Here is a 25,310-nt window from a genome sequence, read left to right as displayed (position 1 = left end):
ATCAGCCGGCCTCCGCCAGCAGCTCCCTGACGATGACGATCGCCTGCTCGAACTGCAGACGCTGCACGCAGGCCGCCACTTCGCGCACCGACTCCTCCTGGCCGCTGAGCGGCCGGTCCAGCAAGCCATCCACCAGGTCTATCGCGGCCAGGTTGCTGTCCTCCAGCAGTGCCAGAATATCCCGCAGCTGCTCCAGCCAATCGGCCGCCGGCAGCGGCTTCGACGCTTTTCTGGCCTCTTCCGCCGGCAGGCTGTCGAACAGCTGCGCCACGCTGTCATCCAGCAGCCCGCGCAAGCGCTCCAGATCCTCGCCGCCTATCGCCTCTCCCGCGCGCGCGCGCTTCTCCAGCGCGGCGGCCTGCTGGCTCAACGCCAGCGCGCCTAGCGTGACCGACAAGCCTTTCAGAGTGTGCAGCCCCGAAGCCAGCTCCGGCTGCGCGCCCAGGCGTCCGTTTTCGGCGATGCCGGTCAGCAGCGCGTCGCACTCTGGACGGAAGGTGGACAACGCGGCCCGGTAGACCCGCAGCTTGTTGCCGAAACGGCGCAGGCGCGAAGGCAGCGGCTCGACCAGCTCGCCGGTTTCCGCCGCATCCCGCGGCAAGGCTTCCCGCGCCGGCGGCGGCCCGCCGCCCGCCGCGGCCACGCGGCCGCTCAATTCCAGCAGCTTGAGCACCAGTTCGTCGATGTCTATCGGTTTGCCGACATGGTCATTCATCCCGGCCTCCAGGCAGGCGGCACGATCCGCCTGGGACGCGTTGGCCGTCATCGCCAGGATGGGCAGGCTACGACAACGCGGATCGGCGCGGATCCGGCGGGTGGCCTCCAGCCCGTCGATGTCCGGCATCTGCACATCCATGATCACGATGTCGAACAGCGGATCCGCCTCCACCGCCTGGGATACTCCCGACAGCCCCCCCTCCGCCAGGCTGATCCGCGCGCCCTCCTCCTGCAGCAGCTCGGACGCCACCAGCCGGTTGAGCGCGTTGTCCTCCACCAGCAGGATGCGCATGCCGCCCAGCCGCCGGGTTGAAACCGGCTGCGCGGTCTCCCTCTCCGCTCCGGTTACCGAACGGATCACCGCGTCCACCAGCTGCTGCGGCGTGATCGGCTTGGTCAGGAAATCGCTGAACGGCGGGTTCGGGCTGTCCGCCGCCTCGGCCAGCACCTCGCGTCCGAAGGCCGTCACCATGATGATCACCGGCGGCTTGTCGCGCGACAGCTGCTGCCGCATCATTTCGGCGACGCCGACGCCGTCCAGGCCGGGCATCCGCCAATCCATAAGCACCACATCGTAGAGCTGCCCCGCCATATCGGCCCGATGCACTTTTTCCAGCGCCTCTTCGCCGCCATCGGCGTATTCGGCCTTCCAGCCGACGGTGGAGATGGTGTCCATCAGGATTTCACCGGCCAGCGGGTTGTCGTCCACCACCAGGATGGCCAGCGGCCCCAGCGACTCGGCCGGCGCATGGGCCAGCGGCTCGTCCGCGGCCATTCCCAGCGTCAGCTCGAACCAGAAACGGCTGCCGCAGCCGAACTGGCTTTCCACCCGCAATTGGCCCCCCATCAGTTCCACCAGCCGCTGGCTGATCACCAGGCCCAAACCGGTGCCGCCGAAGCGCCGGGTGGTGGACGCCTCGGCCTGGGTGAAGCCTTCGAAAATGCGCGCCAGCTGCTCCGGCGCGATGCCGATGCCGGTATCGCTGACCTCGATGTACAGGCTGACCTCGCCGCCGCCGCGCGACGACTCGCGCACCGTGATCACAACCTGCCCCTGGGTGGTGAACTTCAGCGCGTTGCCGGCCAGATTGATCAGGATCTGCTGCAACCGCAGCCGGTCTCCCACCAGTATGGAAGGCAGCGTCGGCTCCATGCGGAACAGCACTTCGACGTCCTTGTCGTTGGTATTGCCCGACAGCACCACCGCCAGTTCGCGCATCAACCCTTCCAGCTCGAACGGGTGCAGATCCAGCTGCAGCTTGCCGGCGTCCATCTTGGAAAAATCCAGAATGTCGTTGAGCAGGCCCAGCAACGACTTGGCAGCGGCCTGGATCTTGCCCACATAGTCGAGCTGGCGCTCGTCCAGCCGGGTGTGCTGCATCAATTGCAGCAGGCCCAGCACCGCGTTCATCGGCGTGCGGATCTCGTGGCTCATATTGGCCAGGAACTGGCTCTTCGCCACGCTGGCCTGCTCGGCCAGACTCTTGGCCTCCAGCAGTTTCTGCTCGTAGGCGCGGTTCTCGCTGATGTCGCGGTTGATGCCGGTGACCCTCACCCCATCGCCGTGGCGCTCCAGGCGGGCGCCCACTTGCACGTGGCGGATTTCGCCATCAGGATGCACCACCCGGAACACCTGCTCCATCGTCTCGCCGCTCGCCAGCAGCTCGCGCAGTCTGGCTTCCATGTAATCCACGTCCTCCGGGTGCACCCGCTCGCGCCAATGCCGGTATTCCAGCCCCTGCTGGGCCAGCTCCGGGGGCTGGCTGTAGATTTCGAACATCTGCGCGTTCCAGCTGAGCTGATTATCCGCAGGAGACCAGCTCCATATACCCAGTTGCGCCACTTCCGAAGCCAGCTGCATCTGATCGCGGGCGGCCACCAGCTCCCGCTGTTGCCGCTGCTGAACGGTGATGTCGGTGGCGATGGCCAGGTAGCCGACCACCAATTCGTCGCTGTCCCGCATGGCGGTCATCATCAGCGACACCTGCAGATAGGTGCCGTCCTTGCGGACATAGGTCCATTCCCGCGTTTCCGCGCCCGCGGCCTCTGGCTCGTGCACCAGGGCGCGGAGCCCCTCCACCCGGCGCTCATATCGCGCGGTCAACTCCTCGCCATGCGCGCTCAGCTCTTCCGCCAGATGGAACCGGGTCAGCATCGCCTGCCCCACCATCTCGTCTTCCGAATAGCCGAGCATGCGCTGCGCGCCGCTGTTGAACAGCGAAACCATGCCGTGCACGTCGGCGGCGATGATGGCCACTTCCGATGCCGCGCGCAGCACATTGGTCAGCAGCCCATGCACTCGGGCGAGTTCGGCATCGGCCAGCCGCCGCTCGGTGATGTCGATGCGCAGCGCGATGTAGCGCTCGATGCGGCCGCCATCCCCGACATGGGGCACGATCACTGTATCGAACCAGCGCAGCCGGCCGTCCCGGGTCCGGTTGCAGAGCTCGCCGCGCCATACCCGGCCCGAGCCTATCGTATGCCACAGCGACTGCCAGAACAGCACCGGGTGCACCCCGGCGTTCAACTTGCGGTGGTCCTGTCCCAGCAACTCGTCCCGGCTGTAGCCATGAGCCACGCAAAACAGGTCGTTGGCTTCCAGGATGCGTCCTTCGGTGTCGGTCGCCGAATACAGCAGTTGCTGATTGATGGTGTTCAGCAGCTGATCGCGCTCCCGCAGCGCCGAAGTCATTCGGCTGCTGCTCTCCACCTGCTCGGAAATATCCTGCACGATGGCGTAGAAGCCCTTTACCCCGCCATCCACAAAATCGGGCAGATAATGGATCAGCGAATAGCGCACGATGCCGTCCGGCCCGGGTATCCGCCGCTCGAAAACCTGCGGCTCGCCCCGCAGCGCGGCTTCCACGTGGACAAGATTGGCCTGGTACAGCTCCTCGCCCAGCACGGACTTCATCGACCGCCCGGGCAGATCGCCGTGATCGATGCCGAACCAGGTCCGGTACGCCTGGTTGGCCACGCGGTTGATCTGGTCGCTGTCCCAATAGCCGATGATGAAGGGCACCGCGTCCAGCACCGTCTGCAAAGTGCGCCAGGCCTTGTCCAGCTCCGCCGTGCGGTCGGCCACCTGCCGCTCCAGATTCTCGCTCAGGGCCTGCAACTCGGTCTTGATCCGCTTCTGCTCGCTGAGATCCCTCAGCACTTTGGATGCGCCGACGATTTGCCCGGCTTCGTTCTGCACCGGCGACACCGATACTGACACATTCAACAGAACGCCGTCCTTGCGCTGGCGCACTGTCTCGAAGTGCTCGATCCGCTCGCCGTTCGCGATCCGCCTCAGGATGTCAGCCTCCTCTCCTTTCCGCCCCTCCGGCACGATCAGCTCGGCTAGCGGCCGGCCTATCGCCTCGTCGGCCCGGTAGCCGAACAGGCGCTCGGCGCTGTGGTTCCAGCTGGTGACCACGCCCGTCAGCGTCTTGCTGATGATGGCGTCCACCGAGCCCTCGACGATGGCCGCCAGCCGATTCTGCGCCGCCCTCAGTTCAAGGCGCCGCTGGCGGTTGCGCCCCACCACCAGCGCCAGCAGGCTAGCCAGAATGCTCGCGCCCAGGCCGTCCAGCGCGGCCTGGGCGGCGCTGGGCAGCCGCAGGCTGTCGACAAAGGCGGGGCCCGCCTTCAGGGTCAATCGCCAGTCGCGTCCGAACAATTGCTGCTGGGTCGAAGCCGTCGCCATGGTCCGGGACACGCCGGCGCCGCCGCTGAAAAAAGCCACCGCCCGGCCATTGGTCACATCGGCCAGCTCCACGGCCACACCGGGCAGATCGTCCATCGCCCCCGCCATCGCGTCGCTGGCGCGTATGGGCGAGAACACCCATCCGAAACCCGCCCTCAGCCGCCCCTCTTCGGTCGCGGGCATCACCCCGCCGCCATACACCGGCAGCAACAACAGGAAAGCCTGCGCCTTATTCTCTGGATGCGGCATCAAGGCGATGGGCCCGCTCAGCCGGGCCTGTCCGCCGCGCATCGAAGACTCGGCCGCCTCGCGTCTGCCGGGCTCGGAAGCGATATCCAGACCGATGGCTGAGCGATCGCCCCGATCCGGCTCGAAATAGACGATGACCGCGCGCTCGCCGTCATGCGGCCGCAGTTGATGGACGGCGAAATCCGGCGCCCCATCCCCGCGCTCCCGCCGCTCGAACTCGGCCACCTGCCGCTGCGGCACCCGGCGGATATAGCCGAAACCCAGCAGACCGGGATATTCAATGGAAGCATCCAGGCTCTGGGCATAAGTGTGGAAGCGCGCGCGGCTGATGCCATGCTCGCCATTGCTGGCGATGGCGCCGCGAGCGCCGCTCAAGCCATACTGATAGCGCTGGATGCGGGCCGCCACCTCCGCGCCCAGTTGCCGGGCCTCGCGCTGCAGCTCGGACGCCACCCGCGCGCGGTTGTCGAGCGCAACCTTCCACCCCAGCAGCAAGCTCAGCGCGGCGCCCAGCAACAACACCAGCAATGCGGCGGCCGGTGTCGACAACAACGGCTTTTTCATCCAGACAGACGAGTCGCAATGTCCGTTCAAGGCATGCCCCCAGGTTTGTCGTCAAATCATGGCCGTTCCGGCCGAACGCCATCCGCGCGCCGAAAAGCATGGATGATGCTGGCCGTCAGGCGAAACACCTGTCGATTTCGGCAACCGGCTCCGGCCTGCCGTAGAGAAAGCCCTGCATGATGTGGCAGCCCAGCTTGAGAAGCTCGCTGGCCTGATCCTCCCGCTCCACGCCCTCCGCCACTAGGCGCAACCTCATGCCCTGCGCCATGCTGATGATGGCGGCGACGATGGCCGCGCTATGGCGATCGACTAGCATGTCGCGAATGAAGCTCTGGTCTATCTTCAGCACATCCAGCGGAAACAGCTTCAGATAGGACAGGCTGGAATAACCAGTGCCGAAATCGTCGATGGCGATGGAGACGCCCAGGCTTTTCAGCTCGGCCAGCACGCTCATCGTCCGCTCGACATCCTGCGCCAGCACGCCTTCGGTGATTTCCAGCTCCAGCAGCTCGGCCGGCATGCCGGTTTCCTTCAACGCCTGCCTCACCGTATCGCAGAAGTCCGACTCGGTCACCTGCACCGCAGATACGTTGACCGCTATCCGCAAGCGCCGACCCGCGTCCAGCCAGCGCTTGCCATCCAGACAGGCCTGCCGCAGCACAAACAACCCCAGCGGCACGATCAGGCCCGTCTCCTCCGCCAACGGAATGAAATGGGCCGGGGACACGATCTCGTTCTTGTCGTTGCGCCAGCGCAGCAACGCCTCCAGGCCGACCACGCTGCCGTCGCGCGCATCCACCTTGGGCTGGTAGTAGACCAGGAAGCCTCCCTGCTCCGCGCCCATCCGGATATGCCTCTCCAGCGCCTGCCGCGTCAGCAGCGCCTCCTCGATCTCGGCGGAGAAAAAACGGTAGCGGTTGCGCCCTTCCTGCTTCGCGCGGTACATCGCGGCATCGGCGTGGCGGTAGAGCTCCTCCTGGTCCTTGCTGTCGTCCGGGTACAGGCCGACGCCTATGCTGCCGGAAAGATCGTAGCGGCTGCCGTCCAGCAGATAAGGCTCGGAGATGGCTTTCAGCATCTTGTCCGCCATCGCGCCCGCTTGCTCTATGCCCCCCAGGCCCGGTATCAGGATGATGAATTCGTCGCCGCCCTGGCGGCTGACGGTGTCGCAGGGGCGCAGCGCGGCCTGCAGACGGAGGGCGACCTGTTGCAGGAGCTGATCGCCGACCGTATGCCCCATTGAATCGTTGATCACCTTGAAATGATCGAGGTCCAGTATGTACAGGCCCAGTCTGTCGCCGACGTGGGCTGCCTGTTGCAGCGCCTGCTGCGTGCGATCCTGCAGCAGCATCCTGTTGGGCAGATTGGTCAAGGCGTCATGGTGGGCGAGATAGGTCATCTTCACCGCCATCGCCCGGGCCTCGCTGACATCGTGGAACACGATGATGGCCCCGGTCAGCTGGCCCGCGTGATCCAAGATGGGAGAGGCGGAATCCTCCAGCTCCAGCAACTGGCCATCCCGACGCATCAGCGCGCAGTTCATCGCCATGCCTACCGAGCGCTGCTCGGACAGCACCAGCCGGATTGGATTGAACATCGCATGCCCCTGGGAGCTCTCCCTCAGCGGCATGATTTTTTCCACCGGCTCGCCCAGCGCCTCCTTGGCCTGCCAGCCCGTCATGTCTTCGGCGATGGGATTCAGGAAAGTGATGTTGCCGTTGGCGTCGGTGGCGATGACCGCGTCGCCGATGGAGTTCAACGTGATGCGGATGCGCTCTTTCTCGTCGCGCAGCGCCAGCTCCGCCCGCTTGCGCTCGGTGACGTCGGTGATCAGCATCAGGAAACCGGGTTGTCTATCCTCGTCCGGGCGGAACACCAGCGACACTTGGCCGAACAGCAGACCGCCCTCGCGCCGGACGAAGCTCAGATCGAACGATGGACAGTTGCCGCGCATCACGTCCTTCAAGTGCTCTTCGATGGCGGCGTAATTGGCCTCGCCCAGCACCTTGCGCACGTGCATGCCGCGCATGGTGGCGGCGGCGACTCCGAACCAGTGCCCCGCGATATCGTTGCAGAACTGGCAGCACAGATTGTTGTTCCAGTGCGCGACGAAGGCCGGCAGATGCTGCAGCACGTCGACCAAGTCCTTCTTGACCCGCGCCAACTGCCTGGTCCTCATCTGCAGCGCCAGGTGGGTCTGGATGCGCGCGCGCGCCACCGGCACGTTCAGCGGCTTGTGCAGGAAGTCTACGCCGCCCAGGCTCAGCGCCTGCAGCTCATGCTCGCGTTGATCGTGCGAGGTGACGAAGATCACCGGGATATCCCGCAGCCGGGATGACTCTTTGATCGCCCGGCACACCTCGTAACCGTCCATGCCCGGCATCTCGATGTCGAGCAGGATCACATCCGGCACGTTCTTTTGGGCGATTTCCAAAGCCGCCTTGCCGCTAGTGGCAAAGCGCACCTCTCCCAGGCCCTGTACCGCCTCCCTGATCACGTGAATATTGCTTGCCACATCGTCGACGATCAGGATGCTCGCCTGCTCGCGTCGCAAGTCGTTGAACATCTCGTTTCCTTGTGACGGCGCAGCTGCATGCGGACGTTGGCGCCCGCATCCGGCATGCCGGCTTGCTGGTCAAATTTCCCGCTTTATGAAATCCATTGTAGTTATGCTAGGGGGCTAGGGTTAGGAGAAAGTCCAATCTGCCCCCGGTATTTCCGCCTGCCGGCACGCGCAAAGCCTTGGCGCGCGCCGAGGCGCCATCCTGATACGTACTATTACGGAAGAGCGCGCTGACAGGCGGGATAGATGCGGGAACGCAACCGCAGGCCGGTTGGCTTGGCTGCCCACGCCGCCAGGCCGGAGCCCCCGGCAGCTCACTCGCGCCATATTTCTATGCTGTCCATCGCGGCCCGGCCGGCCTTCTCCACCGGCCCCGCCGCTTGCAGCAACAGGCGGACGACGCATGGACCCTGACGGTTTGCCAAGAGCTTGGGTTCCAGCTCGAAACTGGCATCCCGCCGGACGCCGGGCCCAATGCCATAAAAGTTGAACTCGCCGACCTGCTGGCCAGGCGCGCGCGTGCCGCGCCGGACCAGCAGCACGCGATAGCCGGGATGCGGCCCCTCGTCCGCCCTCAGACCTCGGAGATACAAAGTGGCGCGTCCTCGGCGACCATGGCAGGCCCGCGCATCCAGCGGGATCGCCATGCGGACGGCATCGACTCCAATCTCCACCCCGCGGCCGTTGCCATCATACCTCCCCAACAACCGCATGCCCGCCGCGTCAGCCTGCGACGGGCCGGACAAGGCCAACGCCAACGCGGTGCAAGCGAAACGCTTTCCAGACCCCATATGCCGCGCCCTCCCCGACGCTCGGCAGCGGCGCGGCCTGCCCAGAATCCAGGCCGCGCCGCGCCTCGTCACGACGCCACCAGCGCTATCTTGTCTATCGTCGGCATCGCCTCGTCATTGCCGTCGGGAATCGTAGGCACCAGCGTGACCTGGGGTTCGCCCCCGCCGTTCTTCTGCAGCCAGGCGCGCGTCTCCGCCCTCAACAGGAAACTGAACGCCTTCTTGTCCGGGCTGTTGCCGGCACCCTCGCCGTCATGCTGATGGGTGCCGGCCGCGCTGAAGAAATTGATCTGCCCCACGAAGCCCGGTCCCCGCTCATCTGCCGTCGGCGCGCCACCGGTGTGGACATAGACGCTGTAAACGCCGTTGACGGCTCCATGAGCGGACAGGCCTTCAAAACGCAGGAACAGGCTGGACTGCTTGCCGAGCGCGCCCAGCCGGCTCGACAGCATCTCCACCCGCGGCGCGGACGCGGACGTAGACTTCGCGTCGCCCAGGCTGACGGTGACCGGCGCGTTCCCCAGCCTCACCAGACCCGCGGCTTCGCTCGCGAAGCTCTCCAGGCGCATGGCCAGCGCGGCCTTGGGCAATGCCAGCTTGATCGGGAACGGCAGGCTGCCCGGCGGCCGCGAGACATAGCTGGAATAAGCGTCTTTGGGAAGAGACAGGTAATTTTTGACCGTCGCGACCACCGCGGAGCCAGTCGGCGACGCGAAAACGAACTGCTGGTTGAGGAAAGGCGAGTCGGACGGGTTCTTGCCCCCGGCCAGGTTCCAACTGGCCCAGATCCGGTCGATATTGCAATGGTGGATCCAGAAAATAGGATCGTTCGCCGCCCACGGCACCTGGGCCATGCCCTTGCTGTTGCCGACATCGACATGCAGCGCGCCATGCGGATTCATGTCCGTGTTCGCGCAGAAGCCCGCGTCGCCGGCCGAGCCGGAATACAGATTGGACTTCATGCAGTCCAAAGTCAGCGCGCTGCGCCCATCGGTGACATTCTTGCCCGCATTGGTGCCAGGCCAGCGGGTCTCGCGGTACAACGAGCCCCAGACCGCATCGCCGGGCCGGCGGAACTCGATCGGCAGCACTTGCTGATTGGGATCGGTGTAGTCCCAATATGGCAGCGTGAAATCATGCCTGCCAGACACCTGGCGGATGATGTCTTCGAAATAAGTGATGAACATCCGGTGCCAAGGCAGGAAGAAATCCTCGCGCTGCCCCGAGCTATGGGCCTGACAAGTATTCCACATCTTTTCCGCCAGCGTCCGGTTAGCCGATGGCGACGGATACACCCGGCTCAGTTCCTGCTGCTTGGTCCGGTCCCCCCGCACGAAATGGGTGTACCACTGGAATATCCAGTTCAGCGGATTGCCCTCCGGATACAGCGCGGGGTCCATCATTTTCTTGACCGCGCCCGCGTAGATCTGCAGCATCGCCTTGCCCTGCGGGCTGGCGACGTTGTAGCGGGTGCCCCTGCTCAGGCGCAGCAAACGCGCCAGCGAGGGCTCGGACAAGGCGAGGCTGCCAAAGACGATGGCTCCGCCTTTCAGCAGTTGGCGACGATTCAAATCGGACATGTTTCCTCCCAGATGCGGATCATGGTCACGGATCCGTTTTCGCGCGTTCGGCTCGATGCCGCTTGGCCGCGGCGGGAAATTGGATGAGATTGCAAGGGAAGCCAGGAAAAATATGAGCCGCAATGGATAAACGGACCGTTTTATTTCTTGCTGGCCTTATCCTGATTAGATGTCCGCTACTCGGCTCGCAATCCGGAGCAACACTTAAAACAGAACCAAGCCTTGCCCGGAAACCCGACATAAAACAGGCAAACCGCCTCCGCTTGCGAGTTATTCCGCACCGCAATATGCTGGACAGCGCAAACAAAGGAGACTTCCTGCTTTGCGCCGTTTCGAGCGGAAAATGGCTGGAATGAACCGGGCAGGCAGATTTCGCGCACCAATTGGCCGAGACGCCGCGATTCATTTGATGCAAGGTTTCAATCGCAGTTTGAGCGCGCGGATAACGCCGATTCATTTTCCGATGACGGGATGGCGGATTTTAGTTTTTCGACTGGCGATAATCCGGCGGCAGAGCTTGGCATCGGCAAGCGGATTCATGTATAAGCAATAATCTGGTTTATTATTTATGGCGTTATGAAACTGCGACTCACCGAACGCTTCGGCTTTCTCGTCAGCGATACCGGCCGTCTGTATGGCCGCCTTTTCGATCTGCGCGCGCGGCAACAACTGGGACTGTCGCTGGCGCAATGCCGGCTGCTGGGCGCGCTGGCGGCGCATGAGGGAGACGGCGGCCTGTCGCAAGTGGAGCTGGCGGACCGGCTGGATCTGACGCCGATGGGCGTGGCGACCCTGTGCGACCGGATGCAGGCCGCCGGCTGGCTGAAGCGGGTGCCCTGCCTCAACGACCGCCGCGTCAACCGCATCGAGCTGCTGCCGCCGGCCTACGACGCGCTCAAATCGGCGATGGCCTTGGGAGATGAGTTGCAGCGCCAGGCCCAGCAAGGCCTGGATGCCGGCGAAGCCAAGCAGCTGCAAGCGTTGCTGCGAAAGGTGCACGGCAATCTGAGCGAGCTGCTATCCAAATGAATGAGCCGCGCCGCGGCATGATCGCCGTCGTCGCCATGCCGGCCTTGGACGCCGCCATCGCCAGCATGAAGAAAGCCGACCGGTTTTCTTGCTGCGGAAAAGCGAAAAGCCCCGACATGTCGGGGCTTTTCAATTTGGCGGAGAGGGGGGGATTCGAACCCCCGTTAGGCTATTAACCTAAACACGCTTTCCAGGCGTGCGACTTAAACCACTCATCCACCTCTCCGGAGGTGTCTTGCTAAATTGTCGAAACCGCCAGGCGATTCCGTAATGAATTCTGGCGGAGAGGGGGGGATTCGAACCCCCGTTAGGCTATTAACCTAAACACGCTTTCCAGGCGTGCGACTTAAACCACTCATCCACCTCTCCAGAACTCTGGATCGATACGCTGGGCGTTTCGTTCACAGAGGCTGCGCAGTATATAAGCCCTACACATCCCGCGCAAGTGTTTTATAAGCCGAATGGGAAAATAACTGATCGACATAATCAGCCACACCTTCGCGTTCGCGCCGCAGCCAATCGGCGATGGCGGAGCGAAAGCGCGGATCGGCGATGTAGTGGGCGGAAACCGTCCTCTCCGGCTCGAAGCCGCGGGCTTGCTTGTGCTCGCCCTGGGCGCCGCCCTCGAACGTCTCCAGCCCCTGGCGGATGGCGTATTCCAGCCCCTGGTAATAGCACAGCTCGAAATGCAGGCAGGGCACCTCCTCCAGCGCGCCCCAGTAGCGGCCGTACAGCGCGTCGCCATCCCGGACGCACAGGCTGGCGGCGATGTCGCGCCCTTCCCGGCTGGCGATGAACATCACGCAATGCCCGGCCAGCCTCTCGCCTATCCGCCGGAAAAACTCCAGGTTCAAATAAGGCAGGGAGCCATGTTCCAGATAGGTCTGCCGGTAACAACGGAAAAACAGCTCCCAATCCGTCGGGGCGATATCGCCGCCACTCAGCGCCCGCACCGCCACCTCGGCCTCCGCCACCTTGCGTCGCTCCTGGCGTATTTTCTTGCGCTTGTCGCGGCTCAGCGTGGCGAGGAAATCGTCGAAATCGGCATAAGCCCGGTTGCGCCAATGGAACTGCACGCCGTCGCGCAACAGCCAGCCCGCCTCCCGCAGCCGGCCGGCCTCGTCCTCTGTCGGAAACAGCACGTGGGCCGACGACAGGCCATTGTCGTCCACCAGCTGCCGCAAGCCGGCGATCAAATGCGCCTGCTCGTCCGCGCCGCCCAGCAACCGGCTGCCGGTCACCGGGGTGAACGGCGAGGCCACCACCAGCTTCGGGTAGTAATCCAGCCCGGACCGGGCGTAAGCCTCGGACCAGGACCAGTCGAACACGTACTCGCCGCGGCTGTGCTGTTTCAGATAGGCCGGTGCCAGCCCTACCGTTCGCCCGTCGCGTTCCAAGGCCAGCGGCAGCGGCCGCCAACCCGTCTCGCCGCCGACGCAGCCGGTTTCCTCCAGCGCCGCCAGCCATTCGCGGCCGACGAACACCCCCGCGCCCTCGCCGGCCGGCCACGCTGCTTGCGCGATGGCGGCCACGCCGTCATACAGTTGCAGCTGCAATGCTTTTCCTTTCTGGACAGACTCCATCTTCAGGTAAAATCGAACGATCAAGAATCATCGGTGCCCTCTCAAGATGCGTATCGCACTCGCCCAGTTCAACCCCGTGGTCGGCGACATCGCCGGCAATGCCAAAAAAATCGTCGACCTCGCCAACGCGGCCATGGCCCAGGGCGCGGACATCCTGCTGACGCCGGAGCTGGCGCTGACTGGCTACAGCCCGGAAGACCTGCTGCTGCGCGACAGCTTCTACCGCGAAGTGGCCAAGGGCCTGGACGCCATCGAGCAACTGGACGGCATCACCGTGATCGTCGGCCATCCGGCCCGGATAGGCAACGAGCGCTTCAACGCCGCCACCGTGCTGCGCGACGGCCACCGGCTGGGCCAGTATCACAAAATGCAGCTGCCCAATAATGAAGTCTTCGACGAATGCCGCTACTTCACCCCCGGCGCCGCGCCGCTGGTGTTCGAGCAGAACGGCGTCAAGGTGGGCGTGCTGATCTGCGAGGACATCTGGCATCTGGAGCCGGCCGCGGAAACCGCCGACGCCGGCGCCGAGCTGATCGTAGCGCTCAACGCCTCGCCCTTCCACCGCGACAAGATCGAAACCCGCCAGCAGATGGCGCGCTTCCGCGTCGAGGAAACCGGCCTGCCGATGGCCTATGCACAGATGGTGGGCGGCCAGGACGAGCTGGTGTTCGACGGCGCTTCGTTCGCGCTGAACAAGGCGGGCGACGTGGTCGCCCAGGCCGCGGCCTACGACGACGAGCTGCTGCTGGTCGACTATGCCGACGGCGACCTCCAGCCCGGCAAGCGCGCCGCGCTGCCGGACATGCTGGAAAGCGTCTACCGCGCGCTGGTGGTCGGCGTGCGCGACTACATCGGCAAGAACGGTTTCCCCGGCGCGCTCCTGGGCCTGTCCGGCGGCATCGACTCCGCGCTGACGCTGGCGGTGGCGGTGGACGCGCTGGGCGCGGACAAGGTGCACGCGGTGATGATGCCCTCGCGCTACACCGCCGACATTTCGGTGACCGACAGCCGCGACATGATCGCCCGCCTGGGCGTGAAGTACGACGAAATCGAGATCTGGCCGATGTACGAGAGCTTCATGGCCGCGCTCGCGCCGTCGTTCGCCGGCCTGGAAATGGACACCACCGAGGAAAACCTGCAGGCCCGCATCCGCGGCACGCTGCTGATGGCGCTGTCCAACAAGAGCGGCAAGCTGGTGCTGACCACCGGCAACAAGTCCGAGATGACCACCGGCTACTGCACGCTGTACGGCGACATGGCCGGCGGCTTCGCGGTGCTGAAAGACGTGGCCAAGACCCTGGTGTTCGAGCTCTGCCGCTGGCGCAACACCGTGTCCGACGTGATCCCGGAACGCATCATCACCCGCCCGCCGTCGGCCGAGCTGCGTCCGGACCAGAAGGATCAGGACAGCCTGCCGCCGTACGAGATTCTGGACGCCATCATGGCGCGCTACGTCGAGGACAACCAGTCGGCCGCCGACATCATCGCCGCCGGCTACGCCGAGGCGGATGTGAACCGCGTGGTGCGGCTGCTGAAGATCAACGAATACAAACGCCGCCAGGCGCCGGTGGGCCCGCGCGTCACCCCGCGCGGCTTCGGCAAGGACTGGCGCTACCCGATCACCAACAAATTCAGCTGACTCTCCTCGCCCGGGCGGCCGCCTGGCAGCCGTCCGCCGCGCGCGCAGGTCAAACGCATAGCCATTGCAGCTGCGATATAATCCCGGAATACCCAGACGATCCGCCAGGATCGCGCACCATGGACATTAACAGGACCTTGACCACAATGACCCGCATGAAACTGGCGGCCGCCGCCGCCCTTTCCTCCCTCGCCCTGCTCGCCGGCTGCGCCACGCCGCTGGCCGGCAAGACGCCCGACGAAGCTACCCGCAAGGTGATGCTGCAGAACTGGCAGAACGCCAGCTACAACTTCGACGCCCAGATCGGCTTCGACAAACTGGTCTTCACCGACCGCGACTCCAAGCTGGCCCAGCCCGACATCGCTGACACCATAGATCAGGTGGGCCGCGCCGTGCGCGTCAACGTCAGCGGCGCGGTCGACGCGCCGAATGGCAGGGTGGAAGCCATTCCGGAGCTGCGTTTCGAGCGGCGCAACCTGCTGGCCAGCATCAAGGTCCCGCTTCAATTCCACGCCCAGGACATGTCGCTGCTGGTGGACCCGTCCGCAGTCGACCTGTTCCTGCCCTCGCTGCGCAAACAGTCCGGCAAATTCATCCGCGCCAAGCTGCCGGCCGAGATGGCCAGCCAGATTCCGCTGAAGGCCATGTACCAGGCGATGCCGAGGATCATCGACGATGCCTACGCCCAGGCTGACAAGCAGGCGTTCAGCTTCCAGCCGCTGGACGCCTACGCCGGCGAAATCGGCGCGCATTACAAGCTGCGGATGGATCTGAGCCGGGAACAGGAGCAAAAGCTGACCCTGCAGATGCTGGAGGGTCTGGCTAAAGTGGCGCACGAACAGATCAAGCCCTCTGCGGACAAACCCGGCGAAGACAAGTCCGGCGCCGAGGCGATGATTCGCCTGGTGCAGGGCCTGGTCAAGCTTGATCCGGTCAGCGGCGACAAGAGCCGCACCGTCAGCGACATCTACGCCAGCCGCGGCGGCGACCTGCTGGCCCTGCGCCAGAAAGTCCACATCGAAGCGCCCGAGTTCAGCGGCGACGCCTACGTCAATGTGCGCTACAGCCATTACGGCAAGCCGCAATTCGTCTACCAGCTGAGCGAAAACGACATCGTCGACTTCGACAAGCTGGACCTGCCTGACTGGCTGAAGGACACCGACAAGCTGCTGCCGGGCGAGCACGCCGAAGCCCCCGCGCCCGCCGCGGCGGCCGAGCCTCAGGCTCAAGCGGCCCAACCCCAGGCCAAGCCCAAGAAGAAGCGCAAAGCCCGCCGCGCGCAATAATCGCCAACACAATCGCCCGGCCCGGCGATGAACCGGGCCGGCGCCATGCCGGTCTTACCTTTTTCATTCCGGTCCGCACCGCCCGCGAGGACATTGACGCCATGAAACCGTTTTTCCCGATGCTGGCCGCCGCCATCGCCGCCAGCCTGGCCGCGCCTGCCCAGGCTTCCGCCGTCGCCCAGCTCAAAGCCTTCGTTTCCGGCAGCAAGACGCTGTCCGCCGACTTCAGCCAGACCGTAAGCAACAAGGGCAAGCGCGAGGAAGCCAGCGGCCGGCTGGAAATCGCCCGCCCCGGCAAATTCCGCTGGGAATACAGCAAGCCCTACTCGCAGCTGATCATCGGCGACGGCAAGACGCTGTGGATCTACGACCAAGACCTGGCCCAGGCCACGCGCAAGGCCCAGGGTGCCGCGCTGGGCTCCAGCCCGGCCGCGCTCTTGGCCGGCAGCAACGAGATCGAGCGCAGCTACAAGCTGAACGAGGCAGGCAAGCAAGGCGAGCTGGAATGGCTGGCCGCCAGCCCGAAAAAGCAGGACAACACCTTCAGCGCCATCCGCATGGGCTTCAAGAACAATATGCTGGTGGAAATGCAGCTGACCGACAGCTTCGGCAACGACACCCGCATCGTGTTCAGCAAGCCGCAGCAGAACGCCGCGCTGCCCGCCTCCCGCTTCGCCTTCGTTCCGCCCAAGGGCGTGGACGTGGTCAGCGGCGACTGACCCCGCGCCCCTCGTGAAAAAGCCCGCCGTTTCCGGCGGGCTTTTTTTTCGCGCGTCAGGCTGGCTTGAGCGCCCAGGTGGCGATGAAGGTGGGCAGATAGCGATCGATCAGGAACCGCGGCCGCGGCTGCCAGTCCTCGTGAAAACCGGCGATCAGAAAGCCCGCCGCCGTCTGCCCGCCGATCAACTCGGCCAGGCTGTGGCCGAACACCAGCGCCTCGCCCTTCGTTCGCTTCGCCGCCAGCTCGGCCTCGGACAAATGCGCGGGATCGGCGTACGGGATGGCGAATCGCGGCCTGATCAGGCCTTGCTCCAGCAACGCCGGATCGCGGTCGGCGACGAACACCGCCGGGTTGTAGAAGCTCGCCAGCAAGCGTCCGCCCGGCCTCAGCACGCGATGGCACTCGCGCCACACCGGCGCCACATCCGGCACATAGAGATTGGAGATCGGATGGAACACGCAATCGAAGCTCGCGTCGGCGAAGCGCGACAGATCGCGCATGTCGCCCTGCTCCAGCCGCAGCGCCAGGCTCTCGCGCTCGGCCACCTCGCGGTCGCGCGCCAGCTGTTCGGCCGACGCGTCCAGCACCGTCGTCCGCGCGCCCGCGGCGGCCAGCAGCGGCGCCTGCTGGCCGCCGCCTCCGGCCAGGCACAGGACGTCCAGGCCGCGCGCATCGTCCAGCCATCCCGCTGGCAAAGGCCCCGGCGTCAATCTTGCCAGCGCGCGGCCCAGCCGGGCCTCAGCGATGGCGGCTGCGTCCACCGGCCGCGACCATTCGCAATCGGCGCGCGCCTGGCGGTCCCAGGCGGCCTGGTTATAATGAAAAACATCGTATTGTTGAACGGCATCGGGCATCTTGTCCTCCATTGAGGGAAGGGAAATCAATGCCGACGCGCGCGCTGCGCGAAAGTCGCCTCCCATCAGGCTCAAGGGACGGGAAGGATTCGGAACGGATTGTCGAAAACAGGCAATGCGCACGCTCGCACGCGCCGGACGGCGGAACGAATCGGGGATGCGGAGGCATCCGGGCATCACTTGTTCATTTCGACAGGACTCCTGAGGATGAAATCGGCGTGGGAAGCGCCGATTCTAGCGAAGCGGCCATGACAAGACAATGCCCGCTTACACGCCGCGGCGTTCGTACACCGCCTGCGCCAGCGTGCCCAAGTCGACATACTCCAGCTCGCCGCCCACCGGCATGCCGCGCGCGATGCGCGTGACCGACAGGCCGCGCTCCTTGAACAGCTCGCTGAGCATGTGGGAAGTCACCTCGCCCTCGGCGGTGAAGTTGGTGGCGATCACGATCTCGCTCACCCGCCCGTCCAGCGCCCGCGTCAGCAGCTTGTCCAGATGCAGGTCCTTGGGGCCGATATTGTCCAGCGGCGATATCCGCCCCATCAGCACGAAATACAGGCCTTCGAAGCACTTGGCCTGCTCCAGCATCATCAGGTCGGCCGGCATCTCGACGATACACAACTGGTCCTGGCGGCGCGCCTCGTCGGCGCAAATGGCGCACAGCTCGGCCTCGCTGAAGGTATTGCAGCGCTGGCAATGAGTGAGCTGGGTCAGCGCCCGGTCCAGCGCGCGCGCCAGCTTGTCGGCGCCCTGCTTGTCCCGCTGCAGCAGATGGAACGCCATCCGCTGCGCGGTTTTCGGCCCCACGCCCGGCAACACTTTCAACGCGGAGATCAATTGCTCCAGCGCGGGAGGATTCTTCATCGACACGGCATCAACCTGGAAAAAGCGGCCAGACGGCCGCGATCGGAAATCATCAAAATCAGCGGTAGCGCCGGCGCAGCCGATAATGGCGCCAGGCGAACACCAGCCGGAACAAGGGCCGGCACACCGGCAGCATCCACGCGCAACGCGGCTGGAACGCCACCCGGTCCACCACCTCGCAGCCGCCGGCCGCCGCCCTCACGCGGCGGCGATGCCACCAGACGCGCTGCCCCAGCATGCTCGAGCGCTCGTCGAAGGCGCCGGGCTCGAGGCGCAGCAGCGTCAGCTCGTCATACTCCACCGGCAGGCAGCCCAGCAACAGCATCCAGCAGCGGCCTATGCGCGCCGGCTGATCCAGGCGCGCGGGCAGCTCGCCCGGCGGCAGCCGCATGCGCAGCCACGGAAAGAACTCGTCGTTGATGCCGCGCCGGCTGACCGCGTCGGCCCACACCGCCTCCGGCGGACGCGGCAGACGGCTGCGCAAGGTGAAGTGCCCGAACACGGCGGCTCCCACAAAAAAGGCCCGTCGCCGGGCCCTGGGATCAGAACGGGAGCTTCATCCCGGCCGGAAGGTTCAGGCCGTTGGTGAAGCCGGACATCCGCTCCTGGGTGGTGGACTCGACCTTGCGCACCGCGTCGTTGAACGCGGCGGCGATCAGGTCTTCCAGCATCTCCTTGTCGTCGAGCACGCTGTCGTCGATGGCGACGCGCTTGACGTCGTGGGAGCAGGTCATGGTGACCTTGACCATGCCGGCGCCGGACTGGCCTTCCACTTCCACCAGGGCCAGCTCTTCCTGGGCCTTCTTCATGTTTTCCTGCATTTGCTGGGCCTGTTTCATCAGGCCGGCGATACCAGCTTTACCGAACATCGCGGTCACTCCTGTACGGGTTGAATGGTCTCGATGAGCAGCGTGGCGCCGAATTCGCGCACCATCTGCTGCACCACCGGATCGTTTTGCATGCACTCGCGGGCGACGGCCAGCTGCTCCTGGCGCAGCCGGGCGTCGGTCATCGCCGGGGTTTCCATCCCCAGCTCCTCCACCGTCACCGCGAGATCCACCGCGTGGCCGAAGCGTTCGGCCAGCGCGGCTTTGAGTTTTTCCTGATAATCGCGTCCGCTCATGTGGCGGAAGCTCTCGGGCACCGCCAGCTCCAGGCGGTCCTGGCTCCAACTCTTCAGCACGGCGTTGTGCGCCAGCATCCGCGCGGCGCCGAGCTTGACGCCCAGATCCGCCACCAGCCGCTGCCAGTCGCCGTCGAAGCTGTAACTGGACGGCTCGTCCTCCAGCGGCGGTTGCTGCATGTAGGCCGGCATCGCGTCGTCGTCGGACCACGGCGCGTCGACGATCTCCTCCTCGTCGCGCTCGTCCTCCGCCTCCTGAATCACAGGCTCCGGCTTGGGCACAGCTTGGCTTGGAGTCGGCGGTGGGCGCGATTCCGGCATAGCCTCAGGCTTTGGCTGCGCCTTCGCAGCCGGCTGAGGCCGGGGCGCGGGCTCGGGTTCCGGCTCGGCGGCCGGGGCGGGCTCCGCCGCGCGAGGCTTGCCTTGCGGCTGCCCGCCGAGACCGGCTGCCTGCAGCGCGCGGGCGGCCGGCGACATGCCCCGCTCCGCCGGCACCGAGGCGCTGGCGACCGACGCCGCCGACGCGGAGGCCGGCGCCGGGCGCGGCTGGGACGGAGCGGCCGGGCGCGCGGGAGCGGCGCTCTCCGCCGGCGCGTTGACCGGGTGGAAGGCCAGCATCCGCAGCAGCGCCATATTGAAGCCGGCGTGCTCGTCCGGCGCCAGCGCCAGGTCTTTGCGGCCGTGGATGGCGATTTGATAGTACAGCTGCACGTCCTGCGGCGCGATGGCGTCGGCCAAAGCGAACAAGGTGTCGCGCTCGGGCTCGTCGGCTGCCAGCGCCGTCGGCACCGTCTGCGCCAGCGCCAGTTGCTGCAGCAGCACCGCCAGTTCGGACAGCGCGGAATCGAAACTGACGCCGCGCTCGGCCAGGCGGTCGGCCTCGGCCATCAGCGCCGGGCCGTCGGCAGCAGCCAGCGCCTGCAGCAAGGTGAACAGGTAGCGGCGATCCACCGCGCCCAGCATCGCGCGCACGCCGTCTTCCTTGACCTCGCCCAGTCCGTAGGCGATGGCCTGATCCAGCAGCGACTGCGCGTCGCGCATCGAGCCGGAGGCGGCGCGGCCCAGCAGCGCCAAGGCCGGCGCCTCGTACTGGATGCCCTCGACGTCCAGCATGTGGGCCAGGTGGGTCGACACCTGCTGCGGCGTCATATTGCGCAAGGAAAACTGCAGGCAGCGGGACAGCACAGTCACCGGCACCTTCTGCGGATCGGTGGTGGCCAGGATGAACTTGACGTGGCCCGGCGGCTCTTCCAGCGTCTTCAGCATCGCGTTGAACGCGCTCTTCGACAGCATGTGCACTTCGTCGATGATGTAGACCTTGAAACGGCCCATCGTCGGCGCGTACTGGGCGTTTTCCAGCACTTCGCGGATGTTGTCGATGCCAGTGTTGGACGCGGCGTCGATCTCCAGGAGGTCGACGAAGCGGCCGGTGTCGATCTGGCGGCAGGCCTGGCACTCGCCGCAGGGCTCGGCCGTGGTGCCGGTCTCGCAGTTCAGGCTCTTGGCCAGAATCCGGGCGATGGTGGTCTTGCCTACGCCCCGGGTGCCGGTCAGCAGGTAGGCGTGGTGAAGCCGCTGCTCTTTCAGGGCGTTGGAGAGGGCGCGCACCACGTGCTCCTGGCCGACCAGGTCGGCGAAGCGTTTGGGGCGCCACTTGCGGGCAAGGACTTGATAGCTCATGGGGGCGGATTTTAATGGCAATTGCCGCGCAAGGCGACAGGTTTCACCGGCGCGGCCTCCCAGGCGGCGCCGGCGTCTTGTTGCGAAAGCCCGCGTCTTACTGCGCGGCGGAGGCCGGGTCCGGCCGCTGCGCCAGCGACGCGTAGTAGCGCTGCCGCAGCTGTCCGGCTATCTCCTGCACCGCCTTGGCGTACAGCGTGCTGCGATTGTAGCGGGTGATCGCGTAGAAATTGTTCAGGCCCAGCCAGTATTCGGTGACGCCGGGTGCGGTTTCCAGCGAGAACAGCACCGCCGGCACGTTGTCGGCCAGCGGCGTTTGCGGCGCCACGCCCATCTTGCGCAGATCGCCCACCGTGTAGCGCAGGTTGAATTTGTCGGCCAGCAACTTGTCGACCTGAGCCTCCGGCGCCACGCTGGCCGGCGCCACGATGTCGTCGCCGCGCCTCCAGCCGTGCAGCTGGAAGTAATGGGCGACGCTGCCGATGGCGTCGTGCGGGTTGCTCCAGATGTCGCGGTGGCCGCTGCCGTCGAAATCCACCGCCCACTTGCGGTAGCTGGACGGCATGAATTGCGGCAGGCCCATCGCGCCGGCGTAGGAGCCCTTCAGCGTCAGCGGGTCCTTGCCCTCTTCCTTGGCCAGCAGCAGGAACTGGGTCAGCTCGCCGCGGAAGTACTCGGCGCGGCGCGGGTAGTCGAAGCCTATGGTGGACAGCGAGTCCACCAGCCGGAAGCTGCCAGTGTTGCGGCCGTAATGGGTTTCCACGCCCAGGATGGCGACGATCACCTCCGGCGCCACGCCGTACTCCCGCTCGGCGCGCGCCAGGGCGTCGGCATTGCCTTGCCAGAACGCGGTTCCGTCGACGATCAGCTTGTCGTTGACGGTGGACGCGCGGAACTGGTACCACGGCCGCGAGGTGGACGGCTTGTCGAGGATGCGGATGATGTTGGGCTTCAGCTCCACATTGGCGAACACCGCCTCCAGCTCGGGGCGGTTGAACTGGCCTGTGGCCACCTGCTCGTCGATGTAGCGCTGCACGTCGGGGCGCGCCAGAAAGGCGGCGTCGGCCTGGGCTTGCGGAGCGGTAAAGGCCGCGCCGGCCAGAGCGGCGGCTATGGCCAGTTTCAACATCGATTTCATGATTCTGCTTTCTTTTTCGATATGGCTTGAGTTCATTCGCGGAAGGACAGCGCGTTGCTGACCAGGCGGGCGGTGATGTCGACGATGGGAATCACCCGCTCGTAGGCCATGCGGGTGGGGCCGACCACGCCCAGCGTGCCCACCACTTGGCCGTTGATGCAGTAGGGCGCGGTCACCACCGAGCATTCGTCCAGCGTTATGACTCCAGACTCCTCGCCGATGAAAATGTTCACCCCCTGCGCCTCCCTGCCCTGCGCCAGCAGCTTCAGGAGTTCGGTCTTGCGCTCGAACACGCCGAACAGCTCCCGCAGCCGCGACAGGTCGTCGGACAGGTCGTGCACCTGCAGCAGCCGCGAGCCGCCGCTGACCACCACGTCCTCGTTGCGCTTGGCCAGAGTCTGCTGGCCCAGCCTCACCGCGGCGGCCATCAGCTCGGCGATGTCGCCCTGCAGCTGCCGCAGCTCGCCCTCCACCCGCGACGTGACGGCGCTCAGGCCTTGTCCGGCGTAATGCTGGTTGATGAAGTTGCCGGCCTCCACCAGTTCGGACGGCGTATAGTCGCGCTCGGTGTTCAACAGGTGGTTCTGCACGTCGCCGTCCAGCGTCACCAGTATCATCAGCACCCGCCGTTCGGACAGGCGCAGGAATTCGATCTGGCGGAAGGCGACGTCGCTGCGCTGCGGCGTCAGCACCACGCCGGCGAAGCTGGTCAGCTCGGACAACAGCGACGACGCCGCCTGGGCGATGCGCTGCGGGCTGTCCGGCTGCAGATTGGCCTCCAGCTCGTTACGCGACAGCTCGTCCAGCGGCCGTATCGTCAACAGCCGGTCGACGAACAAGCGATAGCCGCGCGCGGTGGGAATCCGCCCCGCCGAAGTGTGCGGCGAGGCGATCAGGCCCATGTTTTCCAGATCGGCCAGCACATTGCGCACCGTGGCCGACGACAGCTCCACCCCGGGCAGCAGCGACAGAGTCTTGGAGGCCACCGGCTGACCGTCGGCGATGTACCGTTCGATCAGCGCCTTCAGCAAATGTTGGGCGCGTTCGTTCATCATGTCCCCATTGTACACATCCTGCACCGCGCCAAAAGGGGGCGTGGCGCGGCTTTACGACCATGGCACGAAAACCGCCCTCCCCAAGCAGCTGTTAGCCCTCTGGTTTTCTGCGATAATCGCCCCCATCATTGGTCCGACTACCCCATTGGAGACAGCATGGCTTCCGAAGACAAGAGCAAGGCGCTGGCCGCCGCCCTCTCCCAGATTGAAAAGCAGTTCGGCAAGGGTTCGATCATGCGCATGAGCGACAACCAGATCAACGAAAACCTGCAGGTGGTCTCCACCGGCTCGCTGACTCTGGACCTGGCGCTGGGCGTCGGCGGCCTGCCGCGCGGCCGCGTGGTCGAAATCTACGGCCCGGAATCGTCCGGCAAGACCACCCTGTGTCTGCAAGCAGTGGCCGAGATGCAAAAATTGGGCGGCACCTGCGCCTACATCGACGCGGAAAACGCGCTGGACCCGCAATATGCGCAAAAGCTGGGCGTCAAGGTCGACGACCTGCTGATCTCGCAGCCGGACACCGGCGAGCAGGCGCTGGAAATCTGCGACATGCTGGTGCGCTCCAGCGGCGTCGATCTGATCGTGATCGACTCGGTGGCCGCCTTGGTGCCCAAGGCGGAAATCGAAGGCGAGATGGGCGACAGCCACGTCGGCCTGCAGGCCCGCCTGATGAGCCAGGCGCTGCGCAAGCTGACCGGCAACATCAAGCGCACCAACACCCTGGTGATCTTCATCAACCAGATCCGCATGAAGATCGGCGTGATGTTCGGCAACCCGGAAACCACCACCGGCGGCAACGCGCTGAAGTTCTACGCCTCCGTGCGCCTGGACATCCGCCGCACCGGCGGCATCAAGAAGGGCGAGGAAGTGATCGGCAACGACACCCGCGTCAAAGTGGTCAAGAACAAGGTTTCCCCGCCGTTCCGCCAGGCCGATTTCGAAATCCTGTACGGCGAGGGCATCTCGCGCCAGGGCGAAATCATCGAGCTGGGCGTCAAGCACGGCTTCGTCGACAAGTCCGGCGCCTGGTACGCCTACAACGGCCAGAAGATCGGCCAGGGCAAGGACAACACCCGCGAATGGCTGAAGGCCAACCCGGCCATAGCCGAGGAAATCGAGCGCAAGATCCGCGAAGCGGTGGGCATCAAGATCGAGATCAACGAAGCCCAGGGCGACGAAGAGTTCGCCGACGACGCCTTCGACGCCTGATGGCGGCGGAAGGCAAAAGCCTGAAGGCGCGAGCCGCCGAACTGCTGTCCCGCCGGGAATACACCCGGCAGGAACTGGTTCGGCGGCTCGCGCCTTTTGCCGACAGCGAGGATGAGCTGAACGCGGCGCTGGACGAGTTGGCCGCCGCCGACTGGCAATCGGACGACCGCTTCGCCCGCCAGTTCGCCAGCAGCAAAGGGGCCAAGTTCGGCAGCCGCCGCCTCGCGCAGGAAATGCGCCAGCGCGGCGTGGACAGCGAAACCATACGCGAGGCGCTGTCCGGCCAGGACGATCTCGCCAGCGCGCGCGCGCAGTGGCGCAAGAAATTTGGCCGGCTGCCGGCCGACGCCGCGGAAAAGGCCAAGCAGTACCGCTTCCTGGCGCAGCGCGGCTTTCCCGCCGACGTGATCCGCCAGGTATTGGCGGGCGGCGGAGACGACGACTTCTACGAGGACTGAGCCATGGCAACGCGCAGCATCGCCACCGAAATCGACATCGCCGCCAGCCCGGAACGGGTGTGGCAGGTGCTGACCGACTGGCGGCGCTACCCGGAATGGAACCCGTTCATCGTCGGCCTGCATGGCCGCCACGAAGCCGGTGCCCGGCTGGTGGCCACTCTCCATCCGCCGGGCGGACGCCGCCTGACTTTTCGGCCGCGGCTGAGCGAATTCGCCGCCGGCAGCCTGATGGCCTGGCGCGGCAAATTGCTCGTTGCCGGCCTATTGGACGGCGAGCATCGCTTCCGGCTGGAAGCGCTGGATGGCGGCGGCACCCGCCTGCATCACGGCGAGGATTTCTCCGGCCTCTTGCTGCCGCTGATCGGCGACGGACTGCTGGAGCGCGCCCGCCAAGGCTTCCTGCAGATGAACCAGGCGCTGAAGCGGCGCTGCGAAGCGCTTGCCAGCCAGGCCCCGGCTTGACACAATCGATGGATTCGTCCTGGCACGGCGCCCGGACCAGATTTTGAAAATTGA

The 25,310-nt window shown here is 65.5% G+C and carries 20 protein-coding genes and 2 tRNA genes; 8 read left to right on the top strand and 14 right to left on the bottom strand.

Going from position 1 to position 25,310, the window contains the following annotated elements:
• Position 1 precedes the first annotated feature (1 nt).
• The 4 genes from BKX93_RS21340 to BKX93_RS21325 all read right to left on the bottom strand — a co-directional run bounded on the left by BKX93_RS21340 (position 2) and on the right by BKX93_RS21325 (position 10,155).
• Positions 2-5,209 carry a PAS domain S-box protein gene (locus tag BKX93_RS21340; protein ID WP_145929367.1) on the bottom strand — a complete coding sequence of 1,736 codons (5,208 nt, stop codon included), beginning with the start codon at positions 5,207-5,209 and terminating at the stop codon, positions 2-4.
• Between the two features lie 127 nt (positions 5,210-5,336).
• Positions 5,337-7,787 (bottom strand): GGDEF/EAL-containing response regulator, encoded by a 2,451-nt coding sequence (locus BKX93_RS21335; RefSeq protein WP_046157505.1) that lies wholly within the window; start codon positions 7,785-7,787, stop codon positions 5,337-5,339.
• Positions 7,788-8,098: 311 nt separating this feature from the next.
• Positions 8,099-8,431: a hypothetical protein gene (locus BKX93_RS21330; RefSeq protein ID WP_145929366.1), complete on the bottom strand. Its 333-nt coding sequence runs from the start codon at positions 8,429-8,431 to the stop codon at positions 8,099-8,101.
• Between the two features lie 212 nt (positions 8,432-8,643).
• Positions 8,644-10,155 carry a tyrosinase family protein gene (locus BKX93_RS21325; protein ID WP_046168251.1) on the bottom strand — a complete coding sequence of 504 codons (1,512 nt, stop codon included), beginning with the start codon at positions 10,153-10,155 and terminating at the stop codon, positions 8,644-8,646.
• A 122-nt stretch (positions 10,156-10,277) separates the two neighbouring features.
• On the opposite strand from BKX93_RS21325, the gene BKX93_RS24955 reads away from it, so the two are divergent.
• Together BKX93_RS24955 and BKX93_RS21320 are read left to right on the top strand one after the other, a co-directional pair.
• On the top strand, positions 10,278-10,511 hold the full coding sequence (locus BKX93_RS24955; protein WP_145929365.1) for a hypothetical protein: 234 nt from the start codon (positions 10,278-10,280) through the stop codon (positions 10,509-10,511).
• Between the two features lie 220 nt (positions 10,512-10,731).
• Positions 10,732-11,184, top strand: a complete 453-nt coding sequence (locus BKX93_RS21320; RefSeq protein WP_046168252.1) for a MarR family winged helix-turn-helix transcriptional regulator — start codon at positions 10,732-10,734, stop codon at positions 11,182-11,184.
• Positions 11,185-11,319: 135 nt separating this feature from the next.
• On the opposite strand, the gene BKX93_RS21315 is transcribed toward BKX93_RS21320, so the two are convergent.
• The 3 genes from BKX93_RS21315 to BKX93_RS21305 form a co-directional block, all read right to left on the bottom strand.
• A tRNA-Ser gene (locus tag BKX93_RS21315) sits at positions 11,320-11,410 on the bottom strand.
• A gap of 52 nt (positions 11,411-11,462) precedes the next feature.
• Positions 11,463-11,553, bottom strand: a tRNA-Ser gene (locus tag BKX93_RS21310).
• Positions 11,554-11,612: 59 nt separating this feature from the next.
• Positions 11,613-12,740: a GNAT family N-acetyltransferase gene (locus BKX93_RS21305; RefSeq protein ID WP_186009459.1), complete on the bottom strand. Its 1,128-nt coding sequence runs from the start codon at positions 12,738-12,740 to the stop codon at positions 11,613-11,615.
• A 73-nt stretch (positions 12,741-12,813) separates the two neighbouring features.
• Between BKX93_RS21305 and BKX93_RS21300 the strand changes: the two genes are divergently transcribed.
• From BKX93_RS21300 to lolA, 3 genes are all read left to right on the top strand, one after another.
• Entirely contained in the window at positions 12,814-14,406 is a 1,593-nt protein-coding gene (locus BKX93_RS21300) for an NAD+ synthase (protein ID WP_046168253.1), read from the top strand.
• 146 nt (positions 14,407-14,552) lie between these two features.
• A complete protein-coding gene (locus tag BKX93_RS21295) occupies positions 14,553-15,692 on the top strand; it encodes a hypothetical protein (protein WP_046157509.1) in 1,140 nt (379 codons plus the stop codon).
• Positions 15,693-15,793: 101 nt separating this feature from the next.
• Positions 15,794-16,411 (top strand): outer membrane lipoprotein periplasmic chaperone LolA, encoded by a 618-nt coding sequence (gene lolA / locus BKX93_RS21290; RefSeq protein WP_046157510.1) that lies wholly within the window; start codon positions 15,794-15,796, stop codon positions 16,409-16,411.
• Positions 16,412-16,466: 55 nt separating this feature from the next.
• On the opposite strand, the gene BKX93_RS21285 is transcribed toward lolA, so the two are convergent.
• The 7 genes from BKX93_RS21285 to hrcA all read right to left on the bottom strand — a co-directional run bounded on the left by BKX93_RS21285 (position 16,467) and on the right by hrcA (position 23,127).
• A complete protein-coding gene (locus tag BKX93_RS21285; RefSeq protein WP_070981935.1) occupies positions 16,467-17,267 on the bottom strand; it encodes a class I SAM-dependent methyltransferase in 801 nt (266 codons plus the stop codon).
• A gap of 267 nt (positions 17,268-17,534) precedes the next feature.
• Positions 17,535-18,131, bottom strand: coding sequence for a recombination mediator RecR (gene recR / locus BKX93_RS21280; protein WP_046157512.1), 597 nt, complete (start codon positions 18,129-18,131; stop codon positions 17,535-17,537).
• 58 nt (positions 18,132-18,189) lie between these two features.
• Entirely contained in the window at positions 18,190-18,633 is a 444-nt protein-coding gene (locus BKX93_RS21275) for a hypothetical protein (RefSeq protein WP_083340625.1), read from the bottom strand.
• Between the two features lie 40 nt (positions 18,634-18,673).
• The gene (locus BKX93_RS21270) at positions 18,674-19,000 is read right to left on the bottom strand and encodes a YbaB/EbfC family nucleoid-associated protein (protein WP_046168254.1); all 327 of its coding nucleotides are present in this window, start codon (positions 18,998-19,000) and stop codon (positions 18,674-18,676) included.
• A 5-nt stretch (positions 19,001-19,005) separates the two neighbouring features.
• Positions 19,006-20,934 carry a DNA polymerase III subunit gamma/tau gene (gene dnaX / locus BKX93_RS21265; RefSeq protein WP_070981267.1) on the bottom strand — a complete coding sequence of 643 codons (1,929 nt, stop codon included), beginning with the start codon at positions 20,932-20,934 and terminating at the stop codon, positions 19,006-19,008.
• A gap of 97 nt (positions 20,935-21,031) precedes the next feature.
• Positions 21,032-22,072: a lytic murein transglycosylase B gene (gene mltB, locus BKX93_RS21260; protein WP_186009458.1), complete on the bottom strand. Its 1,041-nt coding sequence runs from the start codon at positions 22,070-22,072 to the stop codon at positions 21,032-21,034.
• A gap of 32 nt (positions 22,073-22,104) precedes the next feature.
• Entirely contained in the window at positions 22,105-23,127 is a 1,023-nt protein-coding gene (gene hrcA, locus BKX93_RS21255) for a heat-inducible transcriptional repressor HrcA (protein WP_046158182.1), read from the bottom strand.
• 156 nt (positions 23,128-23,283) lie between these two features.
• Between hrcA and recA the strand changes: the two genes are divergently transcribed.
• Genes recA through BKX93_RS21240 form a run of 3 tightly spaced genes read left to right on the top strand, consistent with a single transcriptional unit; the run spans position 23,284 to position 25,256 of the window.
• Positions 23,284-24,336, top strand: coding sequence for a recombinase RecA (recA, locus tag BKX93_RS21250; protein WP_021476347.1), 1,053 nt, complete (start codon positions 23,284-23,286; stop codon positions 24,334-24,336).
• Positions 24,336-24,794: a recombination regulator RecX gene (recX, locus tag BKX93_RS21245; RefSeq protein ID WP_046158183.1), complete on the top strand. Its 459-nt coding sequence runs from the start codon at positions 24,336-24,338 to the stop codon at positions 24,792-24,794. Before recA ends, recX begins: the two co-directional genes overlap by 1 nt.
• A 3-nt stretch (positions 24,795-24,797) precedes the next feature.
• The gene (locus tag BKX93_RS21240) at positions 24,798-25,256 is read left to right on the top strand and encodes an SRPBCC domain-containing protein (RefSeq protein ID WP_046158184.1); all 459 of its coding nucleotides are present in this window, start codon (positions 24,798-24,800) and stop codon (positions 25,254-25,256) included.
• Positions 25,257-25,310 lie beyond the last annotated feature (54 nt).

Source organism: Chromobacterium vaccinii (assembly GCF_001855275.1).
In the GTDB taxonomy this organism is placed as follows: Bacteria; Pseudomonadota; Gammaproteobacteria; order Burkholderiales; family Chromobacteriaceae; genus Chromobacterium; species Chromobacterium vaccinii.
This window is presented reverse-complemented; position numbering and strand designations above follow the sequence as displayed.